Source organism: Streptomyces sp. UNOC14_S4 (assembly GCF_020740835.1).
Taxonomy (GTDB): Bacteria; Actinomycetota; Actinomycetes; order Streptomycetales; family Streptomycetaceae; genus Streptomyces.
This window is the reverse complement of record NZ_JAINFC010000178.1, coordinates 1-13,678: the sequence shown is the minus strand read 5'-3', so window position 1 is coordinate 13,678 and position 13,678 is coordinate 1. Positions and strand designations below refer to the sequence as shown.

The window sequence follows — 13,678 nt, the reverse complement described above, 5'->3', positions numbered from 1 at the left end:
CGGCGAGGACCCCACCGGCGAGTCCGGCGCGGCACCCGGTGGCACCGCCCGGTGACACGCCCCACCCCCGACTCACGTCGCCCTCGCACGTCGGGGACAATGACCATGAGCGTTCTCCGCGCCCGCGGGCGCGCCACAGCAACGAGGAGTCAAAGTCATGGCGGGTAGCAGCCACGGACACACCCCGGCCGCCTGGACCGGTGTCATCATTTCCTTCATCGGCTTCTGCGTCGGCGGCGCGTTCATGGTGGCGGCCAAGCCGGCCGGCTTCTGGGTGGGCATCGGCATCGTCCTGCTCGGCGGCGTCGTCGGCGGCATCATGCGCCTGATGGGCATGGGCATGGTGCCCAAGGGCGGCGCCAAGGCTCAGCCGCAGACCCAGAGCTGAGCCACGCTCCGCCCGCCGCACAGGCGCGGTCCCGGCCCGACGCACCCGGTCGTCGGTCCTGAGCTGCGCCTTCGTGTGCCCCGGCGGACACTGTGAGCTGTGCACAGCAGCCTCGCGCGCCGTCTCGCCGCTCCCTTCGGTGTCCTCACCGGGGCCGGGGCGGCTTTCGCGTACGTGGGGGCCGTCGACCCCAACCGGCCGGGGCACTACCCCGTCTGCCCGCTGCTGCGCTGGACGGGTCTTTACTGCCCGGCATGCGGCGGCCTGCGCGGCACCCACGCCCTGACCCACGGCGACCTCACCACGGCCCTGGGCGCCAACGCGCTCGCGGTGGCGGGGTACGCGGCCTTCGCCGCCTTGTGGGTCGCCTGGGTGACCGCAGCGCTCCGGGGAAGGGAAGGCCTACGACTCCCGCTGCGGGCGACGCACTGGTGGGCGGCGGCCACGCTGGTCCTGGCCTTCACGGTCGTACGAAACCTGCCGCTGGGGGCGGCACTGTCGCCCCGATAGGGGCGCGGGGAACTGCGCGACCAGCTCCCACCGGACCCGCAGTCGCGTGCCGAGCGCAAGAGGCGGCCCGGTAGGCGCAAAGGAGTGGGCCCGATCACGGTTCGAGAAGCCACCACGCGGGGGAATGCTCACCCATGACGGCAAAGCCGTCAACCGGATGCAACCGCTTCGTCCTCCGGCAAGTACCATCACCATGCCTGGTGAAGCGTTTTCCGCCGCACCAGCCCAGACCATCCGAGTCCGGAAGGGGGCCGCTCGCGTGAGTGTGCTCGACGAGATCATCGACGGAGTCCGTGCCGACCTCGCGGAGCGGCAGGCGCGCGTCACGCTCGACGAGCTCAAGGAGCGGGCGGCGAAGGCCCCGCAGGCCAAGGACGGCGCCGCCGCCCTCCGCGGGGAGAACGTCGGAGTGATCTGCGAGGTCAAGCGCTCCAGCCCGTCCAAGGGCGCGCTCGCCGCGATCGCCGACCCCGCCGGGCTCGCCGCGGACTACGAGGCCGGTGGCGCCTCCGTCATCAGCGTCCTCACCGAGCAGCGCCGCTTCGGCGGCTCCCTCGCCGACCTGGAGGCCGTCCGGGCCCGGGTCGACATCCCCGTCCTCCGCAAGGACTTCATCGTCACGGCCTACCAGCTGTGGGAGGCCCGCGCCTACGGTGCCGACCTGGCCCTGCTGATCGTCGCGGCCCTGGAGCAGGAGGCCCTCGTCTCCCTCATCGAGCGCGCCGAGTCCATCGGCCTCACCCCGCTCGTGGAGGTGCACGACGAGGAGGAGGTCCACCGCGCGGTCGACGCGGGCGCCCGGATCATCGGCGTCAACGCACGCAACCTCAAGACCCTCGAGGTGGACCGCGGCAACTTCGCCCGGGTCGCGCCCGAGATCCCGGACCACATCATCAAGATCGCCGAGTCCGGTGTCCGCGGCCCGCACGACCTCATCGCCTACGCCAACGACGGCGCCGACGCCGTCCTGGTGGGCGAGTCCCTGGTGACCGGCCGCGACCCCAAGGGCGCCGTGGCCGACCTCGTCGCGGCGGGCGCCCACCCCGCCCTCCGGCACGGACGGAGCTGACCCGCCGATGACGCGCCGCCGCATCCGCCGCACGGCCCCGGGCCCCCGCCCGGCCGCCGTCGGCATGCGCGCGGCCGGGCACGCCGCACCGGCGGCCCAGGACTCCTACGCGCGGCTGGCCCGGGGCTGCCGTCCCCGTGGCTGCCGCGCCCCGGCGCGCCGCGTCCGCGGCCGCCGCGTGCGGTACCACATCGGCTGTGAGCCGGGACAGATCAACGGGATGCGATGGCGCGGCACCGCCGCGCTCTAGCCGTCTTCCGGGTATGGGCGCTCTCGCGCCCGCGCGGGCCCTTGTACGCCTGTACGCCCGCCACCCGCCCGTTGTCCTCATTCCCGTCAGGAGTCACTGCCGTGTCCTCTGAATCCTCCGAACTCTTCGTTCCCGACCCCGAAGGCCGGGTCCCCGACGCGTCCGGCTACTTCGGCGCGTTCGGCGGCAAGTTCATCCCGGAGGCCCTCGTCGCCGCCGTGGACGAGGTCGCCGCCGAGTACGAGAAGGCCAAGGCCGACCCCGCCTTCGCCGCCGAACTGGCCGACCTGCTGGTCAACTACACCGGGCGCCCCAGCGCCCTCACCGAGGTGCCGCGCTTCGCCGAGCACGCGGGCGGCGCCCGTGTCTTCCTCAAGCGCGAGGACCTCAACCACACCGGCTCCCACAAGATCAACAATGTGCTGGGCCAGGCGCTGCTCACCAAGCGCATGGGCAAGACCCGCGTCATCGCCGAGACCGGCGCGGGCCAGCATGGCGTCGCCACCGCCACCGCCTGCGCGCTCTTCGGCCTGGAGTGCACCGTCTACATGGGCGAGGTCGACACCAAGCGCCAGGCGCTCAACGTCGCCCGCATGCGGATGCTCGGCGCCGAGGTCATCGCCGTGAAGTCCGGCAGCCGCACCCTCAAGGACGCCATCAACGAGGCCTTCCGCGACTGGGTCGCCAACGTCGACCGCACCCACTACCTCTTCGGCACGGTCGCGGGCCCGCACCCCTTCCCGACCCTCGTCCGCGACTTCCACCGCGTGATCGGCGTCGAGGCCCGCAAGCAGATCCTGGAGCGCGCCGGCCGCCTGCCGGACGCCGCCCTCGCCTGCGTCGGCGGCGGCTCCAACGCCATCGGCCTCTTCCACGCCTTCCTGCCCGACACCGGCGTACGCCTGATCGGCTGCGAGCCCGGCGGCCACGGCGTCACCACCGGCGAGCACGCGGCCACCCTCACCGCGGGCACGCCCGGCATCCTGCACGGCTCCCGCTCCTACGTCCTCCAGGACGAGGACGGCCAGATCACCGAGCCGTACTCGATCTCGGCGGGCCTGGACTACCCCGGCATCGGCCCGGAGCACTCCTACCTCAAGGACATCGGCCGCGCCGAGTACCGCGCCGTCACCGACGACGAGGCCATGCAGGCCCTGCGCCTGCTCTCCCGCACCGAGGGCATCATCCCGGCCATCGAGAGCGCCCACGCGCTCGCGGGCGCCCTGGAGGTCGGCAAGGAACTCGGCCCCGACGGGCTGCTCCTCGTCAACCTCTCCGGACGCGGCGACAAGGACATGGACACGGCGGCCCGCTACTTCGGGCTGTACGACGAGCAGGGCGAGCAGAACAAGGGGGCCAAGTGATGGCGGGAAACATCGAAGGGCTGAGCTCCGTGCTGGCGGCGGCCAAGGCGGAGAACCGCGCCGCTCTCGTCGGCTACCTCCCCGCCGGCTTCCCGACCGTCGCGGACGGCGTGCGCGCGATCACCGCGATGATCGAGGGCGGCTGCGACATCGTCGAGGTCGGCCTCCCGCACAGCGACCCCGTCCTGGACGGCCCGGTCATCCAGACCGCCGACGACATCGCCCTGCGCGGCGGCGTCCGGATCGCCGACGTGATCCGCACGGTCGGCGAGGCGCACGCCGCCACCGGCGCCCCGGTGCTGTGCATGACCTACTGGAACCCGGTCGACGCCTACGGGGTCGAGCGCTTCGCCGCCGACCTCGCCGCCGCCGGGGGAGCGGGCTGCATCCTGCCCGACCTGCCGGTCGAGGAGTCCGAGACCTGGCGCAAGGCCGCCGAGCAGCACGGCCTGGCCACGGTCTTCGTGGTCGCGCCGAGCAGCCGCGACGAGCGGCTGGCCAGGATCACGGCCGCGGGCACCGGCTTCGTCTACGCGGCGTCCCTCATGGGCGTCACCGGCACCCGGGAGTCCGTCGGCCGCGAGGCACAGGACCTGGTGCGCCGCACCCGCGCCGTGACCGAGCTGCCCGTCTGCGTCGGCCTCGGCGTCTCCAACGCCGAACAGGCCCGGGAGGTCGCCGAGTTCGCCGACGGCGTCATCGTCGGCTCGGCGTTCGTCAAGCGCCTGCTGGACGCCCCCGACCTGGAATCGGGCCTCGACGCCGTACGCACCCTCGCGGGTGAACTCGCCGCGGGTGTGCGCGGGCGCTCGTAACTCTTTTGGTGGAACCGACGACCGGGGGCGCGCAGAGCCGTGCCCCCGGTTCGTTTACCGGGGCGTGAACCAGAAGAACTCTGAGGGCAAGCGCAGCGCCCGCGAGCGCCTGCAGGAACAGCGCCGGAAGGAAGAGGCCCGGGGCAAGCTGAGGCGGCAGGCCAAGGTCGCCGGCGCGCTGGTGGCCGTCCTCGCCGTCGGCGGGGGGATCGCCGTGTGGGTCACCTCCGTGGGCAAGCACCACAAGCAGCAGGCGTCCGGCCCGCTGGTCGCCCCGCAGGGCGCCTCCGGCAAGGACACCATGACCATCCCCGTCGGGCAGACCGCGGCGAAGTCCACCATGACCGTCTACGAGGACTTCCGCTGCCCCGCCTGCGCCCAGTTCGAGAACGGCTTCCGCGACACCATCCACGACCTGGAGGCCAAGGGGCAGCTCAAGGCGGAGTACCACCTGGTCACCCTGATCGACAAGAACCTCGGCGGCAGCGGCTCGATCAACGGCGCCAACGCCGCCGCCTGCGCGCAGGACGCCGGGAAGTTCACCGGCTACCACGACGTGCTCTACAAGAACCAGCCGCAGGAGACGGACGACGCCTACGGCAAGAAGCCGCGCCTGATCCAGCTCGCCGGGCAGGTCCAGGGGCTGGACACCCCGGCCTTCCGGAAGTGCGTCACGGACGGCACGCACGACGCCTGGGTGAAGAAGTCCAACGAGACCTTCGACAAGTCCTCCTACCGTGCCACGCCCACGGTCCTGATCAACGGCAAGAGCGTCTACGGGGACCAGGCCAACCCACTGACCCCCGACAAGCTGCGGCAGATGATCGCGGCGGCCGAGAAGGGCTGACGGCCGGGCCCACCGGCTCCGACCAGGACGGGAGAGGCGTTACGCAGCCGTTGTGCCAGGTGGGTTGTCCACCGCGCGGTCCGGCAAGGTAGCGTCGGAGCTGCCATGGACATCGCTTACATTCCCAGCCCGTCGACCGGAGTGGTCCACCTCGGCCCCATTCCGCTGCGCGGCTACGCCTTCTGCATCATCATCGGCGTCTTCGTCGCCGTCTGGCTCGGCAACCGGCGCTGGATCGCACGGGGCGGACGGGCCGGGACGGTCGCCGACATCGCCGTGTGGGCGGTGCCGTTCGGCCTCGTGGGCGGGCGGCTCTACCACGTGATCACCGACTACGAGCTGTACTTCGGTGAGGGCCGCGACTGGGTGAACGCCTTCAAGATCTGGGAAGGCGGGCTCGGCATCTGGGGCGCGGTCGCGCTCGGCGCCGTCGGCGCCTGGATCGGCTGCCGCCGCCGGGGCATCCCGCTCCCCGCCTGGGCGGACGCCCTCGCCCCCGGCCTCGCCGTGGCCCAGGCCATCGGCCGCTGGGGCAACTGGTTCAACCAGGAGCTCTACGGCAAGCCGACCGACCTGCCCTGGGCCCTCAAGATCGACGCGGACCCGGCGATCGGGCGGCTCGCCGGGACGTACCACCCGACGTTCCTCTACGAATCCCTGTGGTGCCTGCTCGTCGCGGCCGTGGTCATCTGGGCCGACCGCCGCTTCACGCTCGGCCACGGTCGGGCCTTCGCGCTCTATGTCGCGGCCTACACGGTGGGGCGCTTCTGGACGGAGTACCTCCGCGTCGACGACGCGCACCACTTCCTGGGGCTGCGGCTCAATGGCTGGACGGCGATCGTGATGTTCGCCGCGGCGGTGGCGTACATGGTCATTTCGGCGAAGAAGCGGCCGGGGCGGGAGCAGGTCGTGGAACCGGCCGTGGGCGAGGAGGAGCCCTCGCCCACGGAGTCGGTGGCGAAGAGCTGACGCGCGCGCGGCGCTGACGCGACGGGGTTCGGGGCTGTGCCCCGGGCCCCGTTTTTGTGCGGCGTGTGGTCCGGTGCGCCTACTGGGCTGCCGCCCGGGCTCGCTTCGCGGCTGCGGGCCGGTGGGGGCGGGCCGCGCAGTTCCCCGCGCCCCTATCGGGGCGCCCCATAACGGACCTGCGGCCGCGCGACAGGAGGCATCCCGGTAGGCGCGCGGAGCGCGAAGGTGCGGCTTACCGGCGCGCCGCAGCACCCCCGCCCTCGCCCCCAATTTTCGACGCGGCCACGACAAAGCCCCAGGTCAGAGAGGTAAGTTCGGCCTTCCTTGCTAGCGCCGGTGCCCCCTTCGTGCGTACCTTCGAACCGCAGGGGGGCGAGTGCGCAAGAGGCCCGCCCCATGGGGAAGGGAGCACCCGGAGCAATGTCTGTCCTCGATGCGGTTGAGGCACCTCACATCGCCCACCGTGACAACCACACGCACCGCGACGTGAACGGCGGCTGGCTGCGCCCCGCCGTGTTCGGTGCCATGGACGGACTCGTCTCCAACGTCTCGCTGATGTCGGGCGTCGCAGGCGGATCCGCATCGTCCCAGACCATCGTGATCGCCGGCCTGGCCGGCCTCGCCGCGGGCGCGTTCTCCATGGCCGCGGGCGAGTACACCTCCGTCGCCTCGCAGCGCGAACTCGTCCTCGCCGAGCTGGACGTGGAGCGCCGCGAGCTGCGCAAGCACCCCGCCGACGAGCAGGAGGAGCTCGCCGCCCTCTACGTCTCGCGCGGCGTCGAGCCGAAGCTGGCCCGCGAGGTCGCCCGGCAGCTCTCCAGCGACCCCGAGCAGGCGCTGGAGATCCACGCCCGCGAGGAGCTCGGCATAGACCCGTCCGACCTGCCGTCGCCCATGGTCGCGGCCGTCTCCTCCTTCGGCTCCTTCGCGCTCGGCGCCCTGCTGCCCCTGCTGCCGTACCTGCTGGGGGCCACCCAGCTCTGGCCCGCGGTGCTGCTGGCGCTGGCCGGACTCTTCGCCTGCGGCGCCGTCGTGGCCCGGGTGACCGCGCGCGGCTGGTGGTTCAGCGGACTGCGCCAGCTGCTGCTCGGCGGGGCCGCCGCCGGTGTGACTTACCTCCTCGGTATTGCCTTCGGCACCGCTTTGGGGTGATGCTTATGCGGGCTGCCGCATAACGTCCGCGTTACCGCGCCGTTTCAAGCCCTTGACGATCGGGCACAATCCGGAAGCGCAGCGGGCAACGCCGCCCGCACAGCGCTGTGTCCGGCACGGCCGGGCCGGGCGATCCCACGGCTTCCGCGGTTGCCACCTCGTCTGTGACGTCCACATGCTGGACCGTGGCTTCCGCTTTTCGAGAAGCCCGTCATCATGTAATCTGCGTCAACTTTTCTCGCAGAGGGCCAACGTCGTCCCTCGGCACATGCACGCCATGACTGCCACGACGACGACGGGAGGCCCGATGCGCCCTGTGTTTGCCGCATCCCACCCCGCCCAGCAGGGGATGTACGACCCCCGCAACGAACGCGACGCCTGCGGCGTCGGATTCGTCGCGACCCTCACCGGCGAGGCGAGCCACGCGCTCGTGGAGCAGGCCCTCACCGTCCTGCGGAACCTGGAGCACCGCGGTGCCACCGGCTCCGAGCCCGACTCGGGCGACGGCGCGGGCATCCTGCTCCAGATACCGGACGCCTTCCTCCGCGAGGCCGTCCCCTTCGAACTCCCCGCGGCCGGGGCCTACGCCGTCGGCATCGCCTTCCTCCCCGCCGAGCCGGACGCCGCCGCCGACGCCGTCTCGCGGATCGGGACGATCGCCGCCGAGGAGGGCCTGACCGTCCTCGGCTGGCGCGAGGTCCCCGTCGCCCCCGAACTCCTCGGCGCCGGCGCCCGCGCCACCATGCCCGACTTCCGGCAGCTGTTCGTCGCCGACGCGACCGACGCCGCGAGCACCGGGATCGCCCTCGACCGCAAGGCGTTCGTCCTGCGCAAGCGCGCCGAGCGCGAGGCCGGGAGCTACTTCCCCTCGCTCTCCGCCCGCACCCTCGTCTACAAGGGCATGCTCACCACCGGACAGCTGGAGCCCTTCTTCCCGGACCTCTCCGACCGCCGCTTCGCCACGGCCATCGCCCTGGTCCACTCCCGCTTCTCCACCAACACCTTCCCGAGCTGGCCGCTCGCCCACCCGTACCGCTTCGTCGCCCACAACGGAGAGATCAACACCGTCCAGGGCAACCGCAACTGGATGCGCGCCCGCGAATCCCAGCTGGCGAGCGACCTGTTCGGCTCTGCCGACCATGGGCGCGGCGGGGAGGCGGCCCTGGAGCGGATCCTCCCCGTCTGCACCCCCGGCGCCTCCGACTCCGCCGGCTTCGACGAGGTCCTGGAACTGCTCCACCTCGGCGGCCGGTCCCTGCCGCACAGCGTGCTGATGATGATCCCCGAGGCCTGGGAGAACCACGTCTCCATGGACGCGGCCCGCCGCGCCTTCTACCAGTACCACTCCACCCTCATGGAGCCCTGGGACGGCCCGGCCTGCGTCACCTTCACCGACGGCACCCTCGTCGGCGCCGTCCTCGACCGCAACGGCCTGCGCCCCGGCCGCTACTGGGTCACCGACGAGGGCCTCGTCGTGCTCTCCTCCGAGGTCGGCGTCCTCGACATCGACCCCGCCAGGGTCGTCCGCAAGGGCCGTCTGACGCCCGGCCGCATGTTCCTCGTCGACACCGCGGAGCACCGCATCATCGAGGACGACGAGATCAAGGCACAGCTCGCCGCCGAACAGCCCTACCAGGACTGGCTGTCCGCCGGGCTCATCGAACTCGGCGACCTCCCCGAGCGCGAGCACATCGTGCACACCCACGCCTCGGTCACCCGCCGCCAGCAGACCTTCGGCTACACCGAGGAGGAGCTGCGCGTCATCCTCGCCCCCATGGCCAGGACCGGCGCCGAGCCCATCGGCTCCATGGGCACCGACTCCCCGATCGCCGCGCTCTCGGCCCGCCCCCGGCTCCTCTTCGACTACTTCACCCAGCTCTTCGCCCAGGTCACCAACCCGCCCCTGGACGCCATCCGCGAGGAGCTCGTCACCTCCCTGGTCTCCTCCCTCGGCCCGCAGGGCAACCTCCTGGAGCCCACCGCCGCCTCCTGCCGCAGCGTCACCCTGCCCTTCCCCGTCATCGACAACGACGAGCTCGCCAAGCTCATCCACATCAACGCCGACGGCGACCTGCCCGGCCTCAAGGCCGCCACCGTCTCCGGCCTCTACCGCGTCGCGGGCGGGGGAGAGGCCCTGGGCACCCGCCTCGCCGAGATCTGCGCCGAGGCCGACGCCGCCATCGCGGACGGCGCCCGGATCGTCGTCCTCTCCGACCGGCACTCGGACGCCGAACACGCCCCCATCCCCTCGCTGCTGCTCACCTCCGCCGTCCACCACCACCTCATCCGCACCAGGCAGCGCACCCAGGTGGGCCTGCTCGTCGAGGCCGGGGACGTCCGCGAGGTCCACCACGTCGCCCTCCTCATCGGCTACGGGGCCGCGGCCGTCAACCCGTACCTGGCCATGGAGTCCGTCGAGGACCTCGTCCGCGCCGGTACGTTCATCGAGGGCCTGGAGCCCGAGCAGGCCATCCGCAACCTGATCCACGCGCTCGGCAAGGGCGTCCTCAAGGTGATGTCCAAGATGGGCATCTCCACGGTCGCCTCCTACCGCGGCGCCCAGGTCTTCGAGGCCGTCGGGCTCGAGGAGTCCTTCGTCGGCACGTACTTCGACGGCACCGCCACCAAGATCGGCGGCGCGGGCCTCGACGTCGTCGCCCAGGAGGTCGCGGCCCGGCACGCCAAGGCCTACCCCGCCACCGGCATCGCCGCCTCCCACCGCCGCCTGGAGATAGGCGGCGAGTACCAGTGGCGCCGCGAGGGCGAGCCCCACCTCTTCGACCCCGAGACCGTCTTCCGGCTCCAGCACTCCACCCGCGCCCGCCGCTACGACATCTTCAAGCAGTACACGCAGCGGGTGAACGAGCAGGCGGAGCGGCTGATGACGCTGCGCGGACTGTTCTCCTTCGCGAGCGGCCGCACCCCCGTCCCGCTGGACGAGGTCGAGCCCGTCAGCGAGATCGTCAAGCGCTTCTCCACCGGCGCCATGTCCTACGGCTCCATATCGCGCGAGGCCCACGAGACCCTCGCCATCGCCATGAACCGGCTGGGCGCCAAGTCCAACACCGGCGAGGGCGGCGAGGACCCCGAGCGCCTCCACGACCCCGCCCGCCGCTCCAGCATCAAGCAGGTCGCCTCCGGCCGCTTCGGCGTCACCAGCGAATACCTCGTCAACGCCGACGACATCCAGATCAAGATGGCCCAGGGCGCCAAGCCCGGCGAGGGCGGCCAGCTGCCCGGCCACAAGGTCTACCCCTGGGTCGCGAAGACCCGGCACTCCACCCCCGGCGTCGGGCTGATCTCCCCGCCCCCGCACCACGACATCTACTCCATCGAGGACCTCGCCCAGCTCATCCACGACCTCAAGAACGCCAACCCCGAGGCGCGCATCCATGTGAAGCTCGTCTCCGAGGTCGGCGTCGGCACCGTCGCCGCGGGCGTCTCCAAGGCCCACGCCGACGTCGTCCTCATCTCCGGCCACGACGGCGGCACCGGCGCCTCCCCGCTCACCAGCCTCAAGCACGCGGGCGGCCCCTGGGAGCTCGGCCTCGCCGAGACCCAGCAGACCCTGCTGCTCAACGGCCTGCGCGACCGCATCGTCGTGCAGACCGACGGCCAGCTCAAGACCGGCCGCGACGTGGTCGTCGCCGCGCTGCTCGGCGCCGAGGAATTCGGCTTCGCCACCGCGCCCCTCGTCGTCTCCGGCTGCGTCATGATGCGCGTCTGCCACCTCGACACCTGCCCCGTCGGCATCGCCACCCAGAACCCGGTGCTGCGCGAGCGGTTCGCCGGCAAGGCCGAATTCGTCGTCAACTTCTTCGAGTTCATCGCCGAGGAGGTCCGCGAGCTCCTCGCCGAGCTGGGCTTCCGCACCCTGGAGGAGGCCGTCGGCCACGCCGAACTCCTCGACGTCCGGCGGGCCGTCGGCCACTGGAAGGCCCAGGGCCTCGACCTCGCACCGCTCCTGCACGTGCCCGAACTGCCCGCGGGCGCCGTCCGGCACCGGGTCACCGACCAGGACCACGGCCTCGCCAAGGCCCTCGACAACCAGCTGATCGAGCTCGCCGCCGACGCCCTCGCCGCCACGAGCGCCGAGGACGCCCGCCCCGTGCGCGCCCAGCTCCCCATCCGCAACATCAACCGCACCGTCGGCACCATGCTCGGCCACCACGTCACCAAGCGCTTCGGCGGCGACGGCCTGCCCGACGGCACCATCGACATCACCTTCACCGGCTCCGCGGGCCAGTCCTTCGGCGCCTTCCTGCCCCGCGGCATCACCCTCCGTCTGGAGGGCGACGCCAACGACTACGTCGGCAAGGGCCTCTCCGGCGGCCGTGTCGTCGTCCGCCCCGACCGCGGCGCCGACCACCTCGCCGAGTACTCCGTCATCGCCGGGAACACCCTCGCCTACGGGGCCACCGGCGGTGAGATGTTCCTCCGCGGCCGCGTCGGCGAACGCTTCTGCGTCCGCAACTCCGGCGCCACCGTCGTCTCCGAGGGCGTGGGCGACCACGGCTGCGAGTACATGACCGGCGGCCGCGCCGTCGTCCTCGGCGAGACCGGCCGCAACTTCGCGGCGGGCATGTCCGGCGGCGTCGCGTACGTCGTCGACCTCGACCCCGACCACGTCAACAAGGAGCTGGCCGCCGCCGTCGAACCCCTCGACGCCGCCGACCGGCAGTGGCTGCACGACGTCGTGCGCCGCCACCACGAGGAGACCGCCTCCACCGTCGCCGCCGCCCTCCTCACCGACTGGGACACCGCCGCGCGGCGCTTCAGCAAGGTCGTCCCGCCCACCTACAAGGCAGTGCTCGCCGCCAAGGACGCCGCCGAGCGAGCAGGGCTCTCCGAGAGCGAGACCCACGAGAAGATGATGGAGGCGGCGCACCATGGCTGACCCCAAGGGCTTCCTCACCACCGGCCGCGAGACCGCGCGCACCCGCCCCGTCGCCGAGCGCGTCCAGGACTGGAACGAGGTTCACGTCCCCGGCTCCCTGCTCCCCGTCATCGGCAAGCAGGCCGGGCGCTGCATGGACTGCGGCATCCCCTTCTGCCACAACGGCTGCCCGCTGGGGAACCTCATCCCGGAGTGGAACGACTACGCCTACCGCGACGACTGGCGCGCCGCCAGCGAACGGCTCCACGCCACCAACAACTTCCCCGAGTTCACCGGACGGCTCTGCCCCGCGCCCTGCGAGGCCGCGTGCGTGCTGGGCATCAACCAGCCGCCCGTCACCATCAAGAACGTCGAGGTCACCGTCATCGACAAGGCGTGGGAGGCCGGTGACGTCACCCCCCAGCCGCCCGAGCGCCTCTCCGGCAGGACCGTCGCCGTCATCGGCTCCGGCCCCGCGGGCCTGGCCGCCGCCCAGCAGCTCACCCGGGCCGGCCACACCGTCGCCGTCTACGAGCGCGCCGACCGCCTCGGCGGCCTGCTCCGCTACGGCATCCCCGAGTTCAAGATGGAGAAGCGCCACATCAACCGCCGCATCGAGCAGATGCGCGCGGAAGGCACCAAGTTCCGCACCGAGGTGGAGATCGGCCGCGACATCGACGCCGCCGAACTGCGCAGGCGCTACGACGCCGTCGTGATCGCCGCGGGCGCCACCACCTCCCGCGACCTGCCCGTGCCCGGCCGGGAACTGGGGGGCGTCCACTACGCCATGGAGTACCTGCCGCTGGCCAACAAGGTGCAGGAGGGCGACCTGACCGTCTCCCCGATCACCGCCGAGGGCAAGCACGTCGTCGTCATCGGCGGCGGCGACACCGGCGCCGACTGCGTCGGCACCGCCCACCGCCAGGGCGCCGCCTCCGTCACCCAGCTGGAGATCATGCCCAGGCCGGGGGAGGAGCGGAACGCCGGCCAGCCCTGGCCGACCTTCCCCATGCTCTACAAGGTCACCTCGGCCCACGAGGAGGGCGGGGAGCGCGTCTACTCCGTCTCCACCACGCACTTCGAGGGCGACGAGAACGGCAACGTCCAGTGGCTCCACCTCGTCGAGGTCGAGTTCACCGGCGGCAAGCTCGAACAGAAGCCCGGCACCGAGCGCCGCATCCCGGCCCAACTCGTCACCCTCGCCATGGGGTTCACCGGCACCGACGTCAAGAACGGCCTCGTCGAGCAGTTCGGCCTCGACCTCGACGCGCGCGGCAACATCGCCCGCGACGCCGACTTCGCCACGAACGTGCCCGGCGTGTTCGTGGCCGGGGACGCCGGGCGCGGCCAGTCCCTGATCGTCTGGGCCATCGCGGAAGGCCGCTCGGCCGCCCGCGGCGTCGACCGCTACCTCACCGGCGCCAGCACCCTCCCGGCC

General features: G+C 72.2%; 11 protein-coding genes. All 11 read left to right on the top strand.

All coding sequences use genetic code 11. The features are described 5' to 3' along the window. The first annotated feature begins 157 nt into the window (after nucleotides 1–157). Nucleotides 158–388 carry an HGxxPAAW family protein gene (locus K6I34_RS17725; protein ID WP_229327244.1) on the top strand — a complete coding sequence of 77 codons (231 nt, stop codon included), beginning with the start codon at nucleotides 158–160 and terminating at the stop codon, nucleotides 386–388. Between the two features lie 99 nt (nucleotides 389–487). Continuing rightward, nucleotides 488–898 (top strand): DUF2752 domain-containing protein, encoded by a 411-nt coding sequence (locus K6I34_RS17720; protein WP_229327243.1) that lies wholly within the window; start codon nucleotides 488–490, stop codon nucleotides 896–898. Between the two features lie 259 nt (nucleotides 899–1,157). Next, a complete protein-coding gene (gene trpC / locus K6I34_RS17715) occupies nucleotides 1,158–1,967 on the top strand; it encodes an indole-3-glycerol phosphate synthase TrpC (protein WP_229327242.1) in 810 nt (269 codons plus the stop codon). Between the two features lie 7 nt (nucleotides 1,968–1,974). Then, nucleotides 1,975–2,217 carry a tryptophan biosynthesis modulator TrpM gene (gene trpM / locus K6I34_RS17710; protein ID WP_229327241.1) on the top strand — a complete coding sequence of 81 codons (243 nt, stop codon included), beginning with the start codon at nucleotides 1,975–1,977 and terminating at the stop codon, nucleotides 2,215–2,217. Nucleotides 2,218–2,318: 101 nt separating this feature from the next. After that, nucleotides 2,319–3,581 carry a tryptophan synthase subunit beta gene (gene trpB / locus K6I34_RS17705; RefSeq protein WP_229327240.1) on the top strand — a complete coding sequence of 421 codons (1,263 nt, stop codon included), beginning with the start codon at nucleotides 2,319–2,321 and terminating at the stop codon, nucleotides 3,579–3,581. Continuing rightward, nucleotides 3,581–4,396, top strand: coding sequence for a tryptophan synthase subunit alpha (trpA, locus tag K6I34_RS17700; protein ID WP_229327239.1), 816 nt, complete (start codon nucleotides 3,581–3,583; stop codon nucleotides 4,394–4,396). Before trpB ends, trpA begins: the two co-directional genes overlap by 1 nt. A gap of 64 nt (nucleotides 4,397–4,460) precedes the next feature. Then, nucleotides 4,461–5,243, top strand: a complete 783-nt coding sequence (locus tag K6I34_RS17695; RefSeq protein ID WP_229327238.1) for a thioredoxin domain-containing protein — start codon at nucleotides 4,461–4,463, stop codon at nucleotides 5,241–5,243. Between the two features lie 105 nt (nucleotides 5,244–5,348). Next, the gene (lgt, locus tag K6I34_RS17690; RefSeq protein WP_229327237.1) at nucleotides 5,349–6,212 is read left to right on the top strand and encodes a prolipoprotein diacylglyceryl transferase; all 864 of its coding nucleotides are present in this window, start codon (nucleotides 5,349–5,351) and stop codon (nucleotides 6,210–6,212) included. A gap of 420 nt (nucleotides 6,213–6,632) precedes the next feature. Then, nucleotides 6,633–7,364, top strand: a complete 732-nt coding sequence (locus tag K6I34_RS17685; RefSeq protein WP_229327236.1) for a VIT1/CCC1 transporter family protein — start codon at nucleotides 6,633–6,635, stop codon at nucleotides 7,362–7,364. A gap of 307 nt (nucleotides 7,365–7,671) precedes the next feature. Then, entirely contained in the window at nucleotides 7,672–12,261 is a 4,590-nt protein-coding gene (gene gltB, locus K6I34_RS17680; RefSeq protein WP_229327235.1) for a glutamate synthase large subunit, read from the top strand. Beyond that, a partial coding sequence (locus tag K6I34_RS17675; RefSeq protein WP_229327234.1) for a glutamate synthase subunit beta occupies nucleotides 12,254–13,678 on the top strand: 1,425 nt, incomplete at its 3' end. The genes gltB and K6I34_RS17675, both read left to right, overlap by 8 nt.